Origin of the sequence: Mucilaginibacter sediminis, assembly GCF_051903035.1 — a bacterium.
Lineage (GTDB): Bacteria > Bacteroidota > Bacteroidia > Sphingobacteriales > Sphingobacteriaceae > Mucilaginibacter.
This window is the reverse complement of record NZ_CP170602.1, coordinates 2,857,382-2,871,784: the sequence shown is the minus strand read 5'-3', so window position 1 is coordinate 2,871,784 and position 14,403 is coordinate 2,857,382. Positions and strand designations below refer to the sequence as shown.

The window sequence follows — 14,403 nt, the reverse complement described above, 5'->3', positions numbered from 1 at the left end:
TGTGCAGATTTCAGATGTGCAGATTATTCTTCCCATTTTGTTGGGCAGTTCAAAGATTATAGATAGATAAAAACATCTGCACATCTTGAATTTGAAATCTGCACATCTGATTCCATATCTTTGCACCCGATGACGATGCCCGGTAAACAACATGTTTTTTCGATAAATAGTAAAGAGCAGTTTGAACAAACAGCTCTGCAGGTTTTTAAATACCAGGCACAAAATTGCGCCATATACAGGCAGTTTATTGAGGGTTTAAAAATCGATTTAGCAAAAGTTACTACCGTTGAAAAAATCCCTTTTTTGCCCATTGAGTTTTTTAAATCGCATGCCATTGTTAGTTCAAATGACCCGATTGAGGTCACCTTTACCAGTTCGGGTACTACGGGTATGATAACCAGTAGCCATCATGTAACTGATAAAACGTGGTACGAAGATAGCTTCAGGAATGCCTTCAGTTTGTTTTATAGCGATATTAAGGATTATACGGTATTAGCGCTATTGCCTTCTTATTTGGAGCGTGAAGGCTCATCGCTTATTTATATGGTTGATGATTTGATAAAACAGTCTGATAACCCGGATAGCGGCTTTTTTTTGTATAACCACGACGAACTTTACCAACAGCTTATCAAACAACAGGAAGCTCAAAAGCCTACTTTGTTGATAGGGGTTACCTTTGGGTTGCTTGACTTTATTGAGCAGTACAATATTCATTTCCCCGAATTGATAGTAATGGAAACAGGGGGAATGAAAGGCCGCCGCAAGGAAATGATCCGCGAGGAATTGCACCAGGTTTTGTGTAAAGGGTTCGGGGTAAGTACTATACATTCCGAATACGGGATGACGGAGCTGTTATCACAAGCTTACTCAAAAGGCGATGGCATTTTTGAGTGCCCGCCCTGGATGCAAATCATCATCCGCGATACTAACGATCCTATCACTACGTTAAGCAATGGAAAAACAGGTGGAATTAACGTGATCGACCTGGCTAATATCAATTCCTGTTCGTTCATAGCCACACAGGATCTGGGTAAAACTTATGCCGATGGCTCGTTTGAGGTGTTGGGCAGGTTTGATCAAAGCGATATTCGTGGATGTAATTTGCTGATTGCTTAAAACTTATAGCCAACTTAAGTATTATTGTTATTTTTGCACGCATCATAAATGCTGAAAACATGATTGAGAAATTTTTAAACGAGGAACAAGATCCAAAAACGGTTGAGAAAGTTTATTTCCGCCTGGTCGACCTGCTTTCTTCTGGTGAAGAGATCATTTACATAGCGGTTCAGAAAAAGCCATTGGTGAATTTATTTCCGGATTGCATTGCCATAACCAACAAACGTATCTTATTTTTTACCCCGGCCAACCTGGGCCTGTCCATCAAGTTTGTTGATTTTGTATGGAAGGATATTGTTGATGTATATACAAAAGAAGAAATTATTGGCGCTATATTCAGCGTAAAAACTACTAACGGAGCCGAAATGGCTGTTGATTACCTGCCTAAAGTGCAGGGCCGTAAGCTATACCAATACGCCCAGGAACGTAAAGAAGTTGAGCGCGAAGCCCGCCGCCAACGCGATCTGGAGCAAAAACGCGCAGAATCTGGCGCTGTTCAGTTTGATAACGCGGCCCGTATAACACCCGCACAGCAGGTGTTTGCTGCCCAGGCACCGGTAGCCGCACCACAAATACCGATACCAGCGCATGTTGCTCCACCCGTTCCAGCTCCGGCTCCTGAGCCTGTTGTGCAACAAGCTGCGGCCCCAAAACCGGATGAACTCACTGAAAAGTTAAAGAGGCTTAAAATGCTTTTTGATAACGGCCTGATATCGCAGGAAGAGTACAATGCCAAGAAGCTTGATTTGTTAAGCGATTTTTAAAAAAAAACAGACCTGCGCTAAGCAGGTTTATTTTTTTTCGGGTAATTCTATTGGGTTGTTATTTGTTTTGGAGTTTGAATTGTCGCCTTTGATAATATTTATAGACGATATCTTATTCGGGTCTATACTGGCCAAAGGTAATCCTGTGTTTCTTGAACTGCTGTTGAAATTACCATGTGTGCTTTTCATAAATCCTTGCGGATCTTTGTCCCTCGCTTCTTTTAGCCGGGCTAATTCTTTTGGCTGTGTTTTAATATCATCGGCAGGGGGCTGTATGGTTTGTTTGCTTTGGCTGATATCCTCAAATCCCATAAAATTAAAAATAACTTCTTTTTTTATATCAGCGGCCTGTACAATTAAACCAGGGAGACCATTAAGTTTCCACGGGCCGTTTTTAAAAGGAAGGTCGGCGCAGAACCATGCTTCATAGTCGCGCCCTTTAAAATGAGCAGTAGCCTTTTGGCAATGCAGTGTGCCGATACTCAAAGTGTCATTTTGTATCGTCCAGTTAATAACGGGCAATGGTTCCTCTGTCAAATAAAAATTAATGATTTTTTCCTCAGTGTATAGCTTTTTTGTGGCGGGGTATTGGTAGTACTCTTCATTGCTTATCACGCCGCCGCCAGTAATAGTTAAAGAAAGATGGTTAGGGTCGGCGGCCCCTTTTACCTGGTTTGCAATTTCATTAGCCATTTTTTCTTCCTGTTGTTGCTTGGTAAGGCTTCGGTAAACACTTGCACTGCGGCCCGATAGTAAAACCATGGTTTCTTTATAGGGCTTGGTGCGGTTGGCAGTATCCCTTATATGAATAAACTCATAAGTGGCTTTTGTAATTGCCAAATCGGGCGTTTGGGCTGATGCATTGTAAACGAAAATGCACATATTTATAAGTAGTAATATAAATGCTTTCATACCGGTTAATATAATTTGTCTGGAGATTTTGTAAAACTAATAATTTAGTTATTGGATTTGCAAGTGTTTTTACAATTACTATAACCTGTAGTAAAAGATAAAACAGCCGTTTTTTTGTTTGAGCTTGATCGTCGGTGGGACAGGGTTAATGCTAATACAGTAAGAGGAGAGATTTAAAAGGGATGTTACTTTAAAAACAATTATAGGGATAGTTAAAGCACCTAATCACCCAAAAAATAACTGCTAATTTAAAAGCCGTTCATCAAAGCTAAATGTTTCTGTGTTTGTTAGTTTTATCGCCCATGCAGCGGGATGTAAGGGATTTATAAGGTAGTTGTATTCGGCAGGTACAATGGATGAAGGAACTTTCATGGCCAGGCATTCACGTTTCTTCAAAAACTCATCACCTAATTGGCGCAATGTAACCGGGGCAGGTATCTCCCGCCAATTTGCGGGTAACAAAGCAGGGTTCAGCACATAGATGTTATCTTCGGGGATCTCAATTTCTACAAGGCAAAAATTATCAGGTACTAATAGGGGAGGCAAATGGACTAATACCTCAAGTACCGCCAGCGCCCGTGATGACGCTGTGTAAAGCATCGATTTACCTTCACTATTCCAGCGGCCTCCATATAAGCGGGCCCCTGTGCCTGTTAAATCACCGGCATAGTTGCAGTTGGCAATGCGGTATAGTATCATCAGGCAAAAATACCGTGCTCAATTCGGCCCAGTTCTTTAAAAACCATATCAAAACCTGCTGATGTATCCAGGATGGTAACGGGGGCTTCGCCTTTGAATATGAGAGACGGAGTTTTTATCCAGCTTTTGAATTTATCCATCGAACCAAAAACTTCCTGCCCACGGGTATAAAGGCGGGCAAGCTCAACGGCTTTTTCGGCGTATTCGGTTTTAATAATGGCATCATCTTCGTAGCGCTGTAAAGTACGCTCGCTAATGTGTAAGATAATGGCTAACTCCTGTAGGGTTAACGATATTTTTTTTGCCAGTGAAAGTAAAGCGCTTTTGGGGAAACCCTGACGGGCCAGGTTAATGATGTCAAAATCGGAGTTGAGGGTTAATGCTTTTGTACCCCCAAGCAAGTTATAAAATGAAGGCATAGTACCCATGTTGCCATAAGCAACCATAGGCTCATGGAGTACACTTTGTGCTTCTTTTTTTGTTTTGTACGACATATATACAAATATAATTACCGTTTGTCGTATTTGCAAATATTAATCAATAAAAAAGCGATGAGTTTTAGGCTCATCGCTTCTTTGATTTCAAGACTTGCGAAGTTTCAAAAACTTCGCAAGTATAATAACGTGTTTATTCTGCTACTATCAAAAAGTAGTTCTTTTTTCCTTTTTGTGCTACTATAAATTTCCCGTTTATCAGAGCATCTGCATTATAAACGTCATCGGCCGTCGCAATCTTTACTTTGTTTATCGACGCGCCACCACCAACAATCGTTTTCTTTGCTTCACCCTTGGATGGGAATATAGCGGTTTTAACAGCTAACAAATCGGTAATGCTAATGCCCTCATGTAATTCAGTTAATGAAATTGCAAAGTTGGGTACGCCGGCAAATAAACCCAATACCTCGGCATCGTTCAGTTCGCTTAAAAACTCTATGCCAACATTCCCAAATAAAAACTCCGATGATTTAATCGCTTTTTCATACTCGGCTTCGCCATGCACACGGATAGTGATATCTTTTGCTAATGCTTTTTGTAACACCCTTGTATGTGGCGCTAAATCATGCTCGGTTTCCCAGGCTTCAATTACTTCGCGATCATACAAGGTAAATATCCTGATGTATGCCTTCGCGTCAACATCAGTAGTGTTTAACCAAAACTGGTAAAACTGGTAAGGCGATGTACGCTCTGCATCCAACCAAACGGCGCCGCTTTCAGTTTTGCCAAATTTAGTACCATCTGCTTTTTTTATTAGTTGGGTAGTAAGTGCAAAAGCCTCACCCGCATCTTTTCTGCGAATCAGTTCGGTACCGGTAACAATATTGCCCCATTGGTCGCTGCCACCCATTTGTATGGTGCAATTATGGTGTTTCCACAGGTAATAAAAATCGTATCCCTGAACCAACTGGTAAGTAAACTCGGTGAACGACATGCCAGTATCACCTTCCAAACGTTTCTTAACCGAATCTTTGGCCATCATGTAGTTCACAGTGATATGCTTACCAACATCGCGGATAAAATCAAGAAAAGTAAAACTTTTAAACCAATCGTAATTGTTTACCATTTTGGCACTATTCATGCCGCTGTCAAAATCCAGGAAACGGGTAAGTTGCGCCTTTACAGCCTCCAGGTTATGTTGCAAAACATCTTCAGATAATAAATTGCGTTCCTGCGATTTGCCTGAAGGATCGCCCACCATACCGGTAGCCCCGCCAACCAGTGCGAATGGTTTATGGCCCGCGCGCTGAAAGTGGATGAGCGTCATGATCTGCGTAAGGTGACCTACGTGCAGCGAATCTGCAGTTGGGTCAAATCCTATATATCCCGAAGCCATGCCTTTATTAAGCATTTCTTCGGTGCCCGGCATAATGGTATGCAGCATACCGCGCCAGGTTAGTTCTTCAACAAAATTCATATTAAGTGTTGTTTCAAAGGTTGCAAAGATATAAAGCTAAAGCAGAATATGCGCGAATGGATGGCAATTCATGATTTGTAACATAGTTAACTACAGGTAAATTCTATTTCAAATAATTACTTATTCTTTGTATCTTGAGCAAAACGGGGTATTTTGCAACTCGAGGCTTATGAATTTTTTATCACATTATTATTTCGACAGGGATACCAGCAACTGTTACCACGTATTGGGAACGGTGCTGCCCGACCTGTTGAAAAATGCCGATAAACACATTGTTCTGCACCCCGAAAAGCTGCAACACCCTGATAACGATGTTAATTCAATTATAGTCGGCTGGAATAAGCACCTGGCTGTCGACAGGTATTTTCACTCTTCTGATTTTTTTATCACACACTCGCATGAGTTAAAAAAACTCCTGCGCCCTGCAATCGAAGGCTCACCGGTTAAGCCATTTTTTTTAGGTCATATCGCATTGGAGCTTATTATAGATAATTTGTTATTAACCACCGGTAAGGTAAAGGTTGATGAGTTTTATGATCACCTATCCGGCTGTAAAACAGCAACGATAAACGCGTTTTTAATTTTTTCGGGCCTGAAAAACACCGAAGTGTTTTTCAGGTTTTATGAAAAATTTAAGGAGAGTAAATACCTGCATACCTATGCCGAAACCCACCAGATAGCCTATGCACTTAAGCGCATCTGCATGCGAATTTGGAAAGATCCTTTTACGCCGCAGCAGGAAGCGCAGATGAATGATGTGCTGGGCATCTACCGCAATTATTTGTTGGATAGCTTTATGTCGATTTTTGAGGAGATCGGTGATAAATTATCCGGTATATAATAGGTTGATATTGAGCTGATCCGCTATTTCAAAGGCCATTATTAATGTATCCCGCTCCTTAAAACGCTCCTTCTGCCTAAAAAGCCTTAATTATCAGCAATTAACATTAAATAATTCTTTTTTAAATAAAATTATGTCCTTACCTTTGCAGTCCCAATTAACAAATTGGGAAAAGGAGATAAATTATTTAATGGCAAAAAAACAAGAAGCAGAAAAAGAATTAAAAGCGAAAGAAGCCGAACTGGGTACAGTTACCGCATCTGGCGAAAAAGAAACTATTGAATCAGAAGCTGATTCAATCTCGATCGAAGAGATCAAATCTAAAATTGCAGCTACACCTAGCGAAGATTTCGACTGGGATGCAGATGACAAAAAGTTTGGTAACTACAGCGATAGCGACCGTGAAAAATTTGAGAAATTGTATGATGGAACTTTCAGTTCTATCACCAAAGGCGAAATCATCACTGGTACTGTTGTTAATGTTAACAACAAAGATGTAGTATTAAACGTAGGATTTAAGTCAGACGGTTTAGTTTCAGTATCAGAATTCCGTGATACACCTGATCTGAAGATCGGTGACACAGTTGACGTATTTGTAGAGTCACAAGAAGATGCTAACGGTCAGTTAGTACTTTCACGTAAACGTGCAAAAACTCAAAAATCATGGGAGCGCATTAATTCAGCACTTGATAATGATGAAATCATCACTGGTTTTGTTAAGAGCAGAACTAAAGGTGGTTTAATTGTTGATATCATGGGCGTTGAAGCCTTCTTACCAGGTTCACAAATCGATATTAAACCTATCAGGGATTACGATGTGTACGTTGGTAAAACAATGGAATTCAAAGTTGTTAAAATCAACCACGAGTTTAAAAACGTAGTGGTATCGCACAAAGTGCTGATTGAAGACGATTTGGAAAACCAAAAAACAGAAATTGTTGCCCGCCTTGAAAAAGGCCAGGTATTGGAAGGTACTGTTAAAAACATTACAGACTTTGGTGTATTTATTGACCTTGGTGGTGTTGATGGTTTATTACACATTACTGATATTTCATGGGGCCGTATTGAGCATCCACGCGAAATTTTGGCATTGGATCAAAAAATCAACGTTGTTGTGCTTGATTTTGATGACGAGAAAAAACGTATCGCTCTGGGCTTAAAACAATTAACTCCACACCCTTGGCAGTCGCTTGACGAAAACATCGTTGTAGGCTCGAAAGTAAAAGGACGTATTGTTACTGTTGCTGATTACGGTGCATTCCTTGAAATCATCCCTGGTGTTGAAGGTTTAATTCACGTATCAGAAATGTCGTGGTCACAAAATCTGCGTAACCCTCAGGAATTCCTGAAAGTTGGTGACGAGATTGAAGCACAAGTGTTAACACTTGACCGCGACGAACGCAAAATGAGCTTAGGTGTTAAACAATTAACTCCTGATCCATGGCAAAACGCTGGCGAGAAATACGCTATCGGCACAACTCACGTTGCTACAGTTAAAAACATGACCAACTTTGGTGTGTTTGTTGAACTGGAAGACGGAATTGACGGCTTAATCCACATCAGCGACTTATCATGGTCTAAAAAAGTTAACCACCCTAATGAATTCACTAAAGTTGGTGAAAAATTAAACGTGGTTGTTTTAGAGCTTGATATCGATAACCGCAAATTAAGCTTAGGCCACAAACAGCTTGAAGAAAACCCTTGGGATACTTTTGAAACCATCTTCACTATTGATTCAATACATGAAGGTACCGTGTTAAAAGTAACTGACAAAGGTGCTATCGTAGCTTTACCTTACGGTGTTGAAGGCTTTGCGCCAACCAAACACCTGGTAAAAGAAGACGGCAAAAGCGTTAAAGCTGAAGAGGCTGCTGAATTCAAGATCATTGAATTTAACAAAGAAAACAAACGTATCGTAATTTCACACTCACGTATATGGGAAGAAGCTCGCGCTGACGCTCGTGTTCAGGAATTTGAAAACCGCAAAAAAGAGGCAAAATCTGCCAGCAACGCGGTTAAAAAAGTGAAAGAATCAGTTGAAAAATCAACTTTAGGCGACCTTAGCGTATTAGCTCAGTTAAAAGAGCAAATGGAAGGTGCTGAAAGCAAAGCCCGTAAAGCTGCGCCAGCCCCTGCTGCTAAAAAAGAATCTGAAGGCGAAGAAGCATAAGCTTAACTGACGTAATATTCTTAAGCCCTTCCGAGAAATTGGAAGGGCTTTTTTTATATGATCAAAAAATAAAAGAATTTGTTTACAGAATATTGTAAATTTGATTAACACAAAACAATAATGACTACACTCACCATAAAAGTAAAAGATGATAAAACGCTTAAGCTCATAGAAGATCTTGAAGCGTTGGATCTGATACAGGTAGTTAGCCACGATGTAAAGAAAACTTCAAAACTGTCTGCTTTGTTAAAAGGCAGTGTTTCTCCCGAAAAAGCTGATGCGATGCAAGCTGAATTGAATCAAATACGTAACGAATGGGACAGGAATACCTATTAGATACAAACGTAATAATCGATTTTTCGGCATTAAAACTTCCTGAAAAAGCTTACGAACAATTATCCGCTATTATAGATTCATTCCCTCAAATCTCGATAATCAACAAAATTGAACTTTTAAGTATTTCGGAAGTACCGGAACAAATACTTGCATTTGTTGATGAGGCATATGTTATCAAACTTGATGATGATATCGTTTCAAAAACAATTGAAATCAGAAGAAAATACAGGATTAAACTTCCCGATGCAATTATAGCAGCTACTGCTGTAATAATGAAGCTTCATTTAATAACTCATAATGTAAGCGACTTTAAGGGTATCAAAGGATTAAAACTTATTGATCCGTATACTCAATTTAATAAATACTTCTAATAATTAACCTTGATAACTCTTTAGTATTCACTGGCAGATATGCTCTTTGTCTACTATCGTATAATAAAATACCATGCAGGATACAAAACAAACCAGTAAGCTCATTAGCTTTTGGCTCAGACATCATCCCGAAGACGGGAACCTCCAGCTTGATGATTTTGGCTGGGCATTAGTTGATGAACTAATGCAATCACTCGCCACAAAGGGCCAGGTTTTTACTTACGCTGAAATTGTGGAACTAAGCAAATCATTTGATAAAGTGAGGTGGGAATTTAGTGAAGACGGCAGTAAGATAAGGGCAACACATGGCCATTCCATTGAGGTGATTTTAGATGAAAAGGCTGTTAGGCCGCCTGCTTTGCTTTATCATGGCACATCGTCAAATAAAATAGATGCCATAAAAGAAAATGGCTTGCTTGCCATGCAGCGACAGTTTGTACATTTATCAACAGAGAGCGAAGTAGCTATTTCGGTTGGAAAAAGGCACGGCAAACCCTTGCTTATAGAAATTGATGCTGCGGCCTTAGCGGCCGACGGGTGGGTGTTTTATCGAACAAGCGAAAACGTTTGGCTAACTGCAGATATTCCTGTTAAATATCTTAAAATTGAACAAAAATAGTTTAAGCCATGGCCGGAGAAACCAACCTCAACACATTATTGAGAAATATGACGCCTTTACTGAATGAAGGTGATTATGTTTATTGCACGGTTACCGATATTGATGCTATTGATATAAAAAATGTCTTGGGCATTTTTAAAGAAGAGGAAGCCGTTACAGTTATCCTAAAAAAGGAAATTGCCGATCAGCTGGGTTTAAAATACGAATACATTGCCGCCTGGATTACACTAACTATCCATTCATCATTAGAAGCCACCGGACTTACCGCCGCTTTTGCCGCCGCCTTGGCCAAAGAAGGAATAAGCTGTAATGTAGTTGCCGCCTATTATCACGACCATATTTTTGTAGCTAAAAAGGATGCAGAACGGGCAATGGTAGCTTTGAAGGATTTAGCAAGTAAATAATCCTTTTTATACCCAGGGAAAAAATTTGCCATGATCTAAAAAAGTCTCCCCTTCCGGGAGAGATTTAGAGGGGGCTTTCAAAACTATTTACTATTTTTGCCCAAATCCACCCATACGATGCAAAATCTAACGCTGCTCGACGGACAGAAATTTCAGATCACCATACAACGTTTGTGCCGCCAGTTAATTGAAAACCATAACGATTTTTCGGGCTCTGTATTGATTGGTATTCAGCCAAGGGGCATTTACCTGGCCCGTAGGGTTGCCGAAGAGCTCCGCAAGATCCTCCCCGAAAGTAAAATTATGCAGGGCGATTTGGATATCACCTTTTACCGCGACGATTTCCGTCGCCAGGGATCGCCATTGGTGCCCAATCAAACCAAAATAGATTTTATCATCGAAGGCAAAAAAGTGATCATGATGGACGATGTACTATGGACTGGCCGTACCATCCGCGCCGCCATGGATGCCATGCAGGCATTTGGCAGGCCCGAGAAGGTAGAACTACTGGCTTTAGTTGATAGAAGATACTCAAGGCATATTCCGGTAGCAGCAGATTATGTAGGAATTGAAGTAGATTCTATTGCGAGTCAAAAAGTAGTGGTATCATGGAAAGATACCGATGGCGAAGATAAGATAGTTTTGATATCAGAAAGAGAATAATTTGATTTCGAATTTCGGATCTTCGATTTCGGATTTAAGGGAGTAGAGATTTTTGATTTGCATAGATGGATAAAATAGAACTAAAACGAAGAACGAGTAAATTTTCTATCGATGTAATTAAGTTTATAGAAGGACTTCCCCGAAATCGTTCATTGGATATTTTATCAAACCAACTCATAAGATGTGCTACATCTGTTGGGGCAAATTACAGGTCGGCATGTAAATGGAAATCGACTGCTGATTTTATAAATAAGATAATAATTGTTGAAGAGGAAGCTGACGAATCTATCTACTGGTTGGAGTTAATGGAAGAATCAGGACTTGTGGATTCAAACAGTATATTGGCATTAAAGAAAGAAGCCAATGAACTCACAGCAATATTTACCGCCATAGGTAAAACTGCAAAAGAGAAGCAACGGCTTAATAAATTGGAAATAAAAAAATAAATTCTGAAATCAGAGAATTAGAAATCGGACAATCAAAATCCGAAATCGGACAATCGCGAATTGGATAATCAAAAATCAAAAATCCGAAATCGAACATCCGAAATCCGAAATTGAAATAAATCCGAAATCCGAAATCAAAAGAAAATGGCAGGACTAAGCACAAGGCACTTATTAGGCATAAAAGATTTAAACCGGGCAGATATTGAGTTGATATTTGAAACGGCTGATACCTTTAAATCTGTTTTAAACCGACCGATAAAGAAAGTGCCTTCTTTGCGCGATGTAACCATTGCCAATATATTTTTTGAGAACTCCACCCGTACCCGTTTGTCGTTTGAGCTGGCAGAGAAACGCCTTTCGGCAGATGTGGTGAACTTCGCGGCATCATCGTCGTCGGTAAGCAAGGGCGAAACCTTGATAGATACGGTAAATAACATCCTGGCCATGAAGGTAGATATGGTGGTAATGCGCCACCCGTACGCAGGAGCCGGCATCTTCTTGTCTAAACATGTAAAGGCCCAGATAGTGAATGCGGGCGACGGCGCGCATGAACACCCTACGCAGGCCTTACTGGATGCCTTTTCTATCCGCGAAAAATATGGAGATGTAGCCGGCAAAAAGGTGGTGATTGTGGGAGATATTTTGCATTCGCGCGTAGCGCTTTCAAACATCCTTTGCCTTAAACAATTGGGTGCCGAGGTAATGGTGTGCGGACCCACAACGCTGATCCCTAAATATATTGGCTCGTTAGGTGTTAAAGTGGAGCATAACCTGATCAAAGCCTTAAACTGGTGTGACGTTGCCAACATGTTACGTATCCAGCTGGAGCGCCAGGATATTAAATACTTCCCGTCGTTAAGGGAATATACCATGCTATTTGGACTCAATAAAACTATACTTGATTCGTTGGACAAAGAGATTACGGTAATGCACCCAGGTCCTATCAATCGAGGGGTGGAAATTACGAGTGACGTAGCAGATAGCAAGCAATCTATTATATTAGACCAGGTAGAGAATGGTGTGGCTGTGCGGATGGCGGTGCTGTACCTGCTGGCTGGACAAACACCATAACGACCTTAAAAAATGAAGGGGAAGTTGCTTAAATCATTCATCAGATCGAATTATAAAAGCACTATTATTGCCCTTCCTTTCGTTTTACTGTTGGTATACTTTGATCATTCGTTATATATACCGTTTTTTTTTCTGTTATCTATAGCCCGTGATTATTATCATTACGAAGCAAAGCAATCTTACATCAATCGCTTAAAAGCCAAAGGCCTTACGCCGGATGATATTTATAATATCAATTTTGTTAAACAGTGGGATGAGATCCGCAAAAAAGGCTTGTGGTTATATTGCATCACTGATGGCGGCATAATTCTGGAGGCTTATTTATGGTTGGGCATAAGCATCCTGCTGATAGCCACATCTATAGTTAAGTTTCAAAACCTTGTTAATGAGCCTGGAAACATGTTTGCGTTTATAGGTTATACGTATCTAACCGGTGCTGTAATCGGTATTATAATAAATAGGATAAGATGGCCGTATAATGAAGGCAGATTTATGAAACTGACCGACCCACTGAGCGAAGGCTTTCAACAAATGTTACTTGACGAACAATATATTAACACTATTAAAGATGAAATCCAAAACACTCCATTGTTTAATTATACTCATCGTATTTTCGATAATTTCATCTGCCGCATCTGCCCAAAGCATCCAGCAACGCAAAACCGATTCGGTATTCGCTTTGGTAAAACGCTACTTTAATGCCAAACAGGCCGATTCCATATATGCCCTGGCGGGCGATAGCTTCAAAGCGCAGCTAAGCCGCACTGCCTTCGGGAATGTAAGCGAAAAGCAGCTGTTTCCGCTGGGTGTAATCAAGGGATCATCGCTCGTTAGTTTTGTAAATAATAAGGTAGCTACCTATAAAGTTATATTCAACAGCATTACGTTACAATTGCTAATAGGCCTTGACCAGGCTAACAAGATTGATATTTTGCTTTTTCAGCCATTTAAAGAGGCTACTGCCCACCGGATAGAACGTGCTGCAACGTCAAACAAAATGCTTACCATCATAGATAACGCGGTAGCAGAGTCTGTTTCCCCTTACATTGAACAGGCCAATACCGCCGGCCTGAGTATTGGCGTTTTAAAAGATAATAACATAAGCACTTACGGTTACGGCGAAACTGAGAAAGGTAAAAGTAACCTGCCCGATGCTAATACCATCTTCGAGATTGGCTCTATCACCAAAACTTTTACATCGGTTATTTTGGCCTACTATGTAAACGAAGGCAAGTTAAAAATGAGCGACCCTATCACTAAATACCTGCCCGATTCTGTGGCGGCTAATCCTAATTTAAAGGGTATTACACTGCTTACGTTAAGCAACCACACTTCTGGCCTGGAACGGATGCCTGATAATTTGCCTGCCAACACCGATCCTCTTAATCCCTATAAGCTATACAATAAAAAGCTGCTGTTTGCTTATCTAAAAACCTGTAAGCTAAATAGTGTGCCGGGCGAACAATACGCTTACTCCAATTTAGCCGTTGGCCTGTTGGGCACCATACTCGCGCAGGTGAGCGGTAAAACTTACGATCAACTGGTGGCCGATGTGATTTGCAAACCATTGAAAATGGAGAGTACAGCACAATATTTAATAGCTGCCTTGCAGGCCCGTGAAGCTATTGTTTATAATGCCGAGGGCAACGTTACCCCCTTATGGGAATTTGATGCCCTGGCGCCCTGTGGGGCTTTACATTCATCTGTAAACGACTTGCTGACCTATGTTAAAGCCAATATGGATCCGCCGGATGATAAATTGGGTAAAGCGATGGAATTAACCCACCAGCTAACGTTTAAAAAAGATGCTAAACTGGGCCTGGCCTGGCACATCATCACCGTTAATGGCGTAGAATACATTTTTCATAACGGCGGTACCTTTGGTAGCAGCTCGTTTTTAGCCTTTAACCGCGAGAAAAACCTTGCCGTTGTGGTATTATCAAACTGTGGCGAAACAGTAGATATGGTTGGGGTAAATATTTTGAAGAAGTTGCAGTAAGCGCCTTTCGCCGGCAATATTCAAACGTAATACATAATACAAAAAGAGGCTGCATCGAAAGATACAACCTCTTAGCTTTTT

Annotated in this window: 17 protein-coding genes; 13 read left to right on the top strand and 4 right to left on the bottom strand. The window is 40.6% G+C overall.

All coding sequences use genetic code 11. The features are described 5' to 3' along the window. Positions 1-129 precede the first annotated feature (129 nt). Both ACFGVS_RS11335 and ACFGVS_RS11330 read left to right on the top strand, forming a co-directional pair. The gene (locus ACFGVS_RS11335) at positions 130-1,116 is read left to right on the top strand and encodes a LuxE/PaaK family acyltransferase (protein ID WP_439698696.1); all 987 of its coding nucleotides are present in this window, start codon (positions 130-132) and stop codon (positions 1,114-1,116) included. Between the two features lie 59 nt (positions 1,117-1,175). Then, a complete protein-coding gene (locus ACFGVS_RS11330; protein WP_439698695.1) occupies positions 1,176-1,880 on the top strand; it encodes a PH domain-containing protein in 705 nt (234 codons plus the stop codon). Positions 1,881-1,907: 27 nt separating this feature from the next. Here ACFGVS_RS11330 and ACFGVS_RS11325 read toward each other — a convergent pair whose 3' ends face one another. From ACFGVS_RS11325 to tyrS, 4 genes are all read right to left on the bottom strand, one after another. Beyond that, entirely contained in the window at positions 1,908-2,792 is an 885-nt protein-coding gene (locus tag ACFGVS_RS11325; RefSeq protein WP_439698694.1) for a GLPGLI family protein, read from the bottom strand. 243 nt (positions 2,793-3,035) lie between these two features. Continuing rightward, positions 3,036-3,491: an RES family NAD+ phosphorylase gene (locus ACFGVS_RS11320; protein WP_439698693.1), complete on the bottom strand. Its 456-nt coding sequence runs from the start codon at positions 3,489-3,491 to the stop codon at positions 3,036-3,038. Continuing rightward, entirely contained in the window at positions 3,491-3,985 is a 495-nt protein-coding gene (gene parS / locus ACFGVS_RS11315) for a type II RES/Xre toxin-antitoxin system antitoxin (RefSeq protein ID WP_439698692.1), read from the bottom strand. The genes ACFGVS_RS11320 and parS overlap by 1 nt, the downstream gene beginning before the upstream one ends. 133 nt (positions 3,986-4,118) lie before the next feature. Then, a complete protein-coding gene (tyrS, locus tag ACFGVS_RS11310) occupies positions 4,119-5,402 on the bottom strand; it encodes a tyrosine--tRNA ligase (protein WP_439698691.1) in 1,284 nt (427 codons plus the stop codon). 169 nt (positions 5,403-5,571) lie between these two features. On the opposite strand from tyrS, the gene ACFGVS_RS11305 reads away from it, so the two are divergent. From ACFGVS_RS11305 to ACFGVS_RS11255, 11 genes are all read left to right on the top strand, one after another. Continuing rightward, complete coding sequence (locus tag ACFGVS_RS11305; protein WP_439698690.1) at positions 5,572-6,243, top strand: ACP phosphodiesterase; 672 nt, start codon at positions 5,572-5,574, stop codon at positions 6,241-6,243. 190 nt (positions 6,244-6,433) lie between these two features. After that, complete coding sequence (gene rpsA / locus ACFGVS_RS11300) at positions 6,434-8,413, top strand: 30S ribosomal protein S1 (protein WP_090646178.1); 1,980 nt, start codon at positions 6,434-6,436, stop codon at positions 8,411-8,413. Positions 8,414-8,533: 120 nt separating this feature from the next. Continuing rightward, positions 8,534-8,749, top strand: a complete 216-nt coding sequence (locus ACFGVS_RS11295) for a hypothetical protein (RefSeq protein WP_090645020.1) — start codon at positions 8,534-8,536, stop codon at positions 8,747-8,749. Further along, positions 8,728-9,120 carry a type II toxin-antitoxin system VapC family toxin gene (locus tag ACFGVS_RS11290; protein ID WP_090645023.1) on the top strand — a complete coding sequence of 131 codons (393 nt, stop codon included), beginning with the start codon at positions 8,728-8,730 and terminating at the stop codon, positions 9,118-9,120. The genes ACFGVS_RS11295 and ACFGVS_RS11290 overlap by 22 nt, the downstream gene beginning before the upstream one ends. A 73-nt stretch (positions 9,121-9,193) precedes the next feature. Next, positions 9,194-9,739, top strand: coding sequence for an RNA 2'-phosphotransferase (locus ACFGVS_RS11285; RefSeq protein WP_439698689.1), 546 nt, complete (start codon positions 9,194-9,196; stop codon positions 9,737-9,739). A gap of 8 nt (positions 9,740-9,747) precedes the next feature. Continuing rightward, positions 9,748-10,143 (top strand): ACT domain-containing protein, encoded by a 396-nt coding sequence (locus tag ACFGVS_RS11280; RefSeq protein WP_439698688.1) that lies wholly within the window; start codon positions 9,748-9,750, stop codon positions 10,141-10,143. 117 nt (positions 10,144-10,260) lie between these two features. Beyond that, entirely contained in the window at positions 10,261-10,806 is a 546-nt protein-coding gene (pyrR, locus tag ACFGVS_RS11275; protein ID WP_439698687.1) for a bifunctional pyr operon transcriptional regulator/uracil phosphoribosyltransferase PyrR, read from the top strand. 65 nt (positions 10,807-10,871) lie between these two features. Next, the gene (locus ACFGVS_RS11270) at positions 10,872-11,252 is read left to right on the top strand and encodes a four helix bundle protein (RefSeq protein ID WP_439698686.1); all 381 of its coding nucleotides are present in this window, start codon (positions 10,872-10,874) and stop codon (positions 11,250-11,252) included. A 144-nt stretch (positions 11,253-11,396) separates the two neighbouring features. After that, positions 11,397-12,323, top strand: coding sequence for an aspartate carbamoyltransferase catalytic subunit (locus ACFGVS_RS11265; RefSeq protein WP_090467170.1), 927 nt, complete (start codon positions 11,397-11,399; stop codon positions 12,321-12,323). A 12-nt stretch (positions 12,324-12,335) separates the two neighbouring features. Beyond that, positions 12,336-13,022 (top strand): hypothetical protein, encoded by a 687-nt coding sequence (locus tag ACFGVS_RS11260; RefSeq protein WP_439698685.1) that lies wholly within the window; start codon positions 12,336-12,338, stop codon positions 13,020-13,022. Between the two features lie 298 nt (positions 13,023-13,320). Further along, on the top strand, positions 13,321-14,322 hold the full coding sequence (locus ACFGVS_RS11255) for a serine hydrolase domain-containing protein (RefSeq protein WP_439699246.1): 1,002 nt from the start codon (positions 13,321-13,323) through the stop codon (positions 14,320-14,322). Positions 14,323-14,403 lie beyond the last annotated feature (81 nt).

Coding starts and splice junctions, on each gene's coding strand:
- ACFGVS_RS11335 (WP_439698696.1), top strand. CDS start 130: ATGACGATGCCCGGTAAACAACATGTTTTTTCGATAAATAGTAAAGAG.
- ACFGVS_RS11330 (WP_439698695.1), top strand. CDS start 1,176: ATGATTGAGAAATTTTTAAACGAGGAACAAGATCCAAAAACGGTTGAG.
- ACFGVS_RS11325 (WP_439698694.1), bottom strand. CDS start 2,792: ATGAAAGCATTTATATTACTACTTATAAATATGTGCATTTTCGTTTAC.
- ACFGVS_RS11320 (WP_439698693.1), bottom strand. CDS start 3,491: ATGATACTATACCGCATTGCCAACTGCAACTATGCCGGTGATTTAACA.
- parS (WP_439698692.1), bottom strand. CDS start 3,985: ATGTCGTACAAAACAAAAAAAGAAGCACAAAGTGTACTCCATGAGCCT.
- tyrS (WP_439698691.1), bottom strand. CDS start 5,402: ATGAATTTTGTTGAAGAACTAACCTGGCGCGGTATGCTGCATACCATT.
- ACFGVS_RS11305 (WP_439698690.1), top strand. CDS start 5,572: ATGAATTTTTTATCACATTATTATTTCGACAGGGATACCAGCAACTGT.
- rpsA (WP_090646178.1), top strand. CDS start 6,434: ATGGCAAAAAAACAAGAAGCAGAAAAAGAATTAAAAGCGAAAGAAGCC.
- ACFGVS_RS11295 (WP_090645020.1), top strand. CDS start 8,534: ATGACTACACTCACCATAAAAGTAAAAGATGATAAAACGCTTAAGCTC.
- ACFGVS_RS11290 (WP_090645023.1), top strand. CDS start 8,728: ATGGGACAGGAATACCTATTAGATACAAACGTAATAATCGATTTTTCG.
- ACFGVS_RS11285 (WP_439698689.1), top strand. CDS start 9,194: ATGCAGGATACAAAACAAACCAGTAAGCTCATTAGCTTTTGGCTCAGA.
- ACFGVS_RS11280 (WP_439698688.1), top strand. CDS start 9,748: ATGGCCGGAGAAACCAACCTCAACACATTATTGAGAAATATGACGCCT.
- pyrR (WP_439698687.1), top strand. CDS start 10,261: ATGCAAAATCTAACGCTGCTCGACGGACAGAAATTTCAGATCACCATA.
- ACFGVS_RS11270 (WP_439698686.1), top strand. CDS start 10,872: ATGGATAAAATAGAACTAAAACGAAGAACGAGTAAATTTTCTATCGAT.
- ACFGVS_RS11265 (WP_090467170.1), top strand. CDS start 11,397: ATGGCAGGACTAAGCACAAGGCACTTATTAGGCATAAAAGATTTAAAC.
- ACFGVS_RS11260 (WP_439698685.1), top strand. CDS start 12,336: ATGAAGGGGAAGTTGCTTAAATCATTCATCAGATCGAATTATAAAAGC.
- ACFGVS_RS11255 (WP_439699246.1), top strand. CDS start 13,321: ATGCTTACCATCATAGATAACGCGGTAGCAGAGTCTGTTTCCCCTTAC.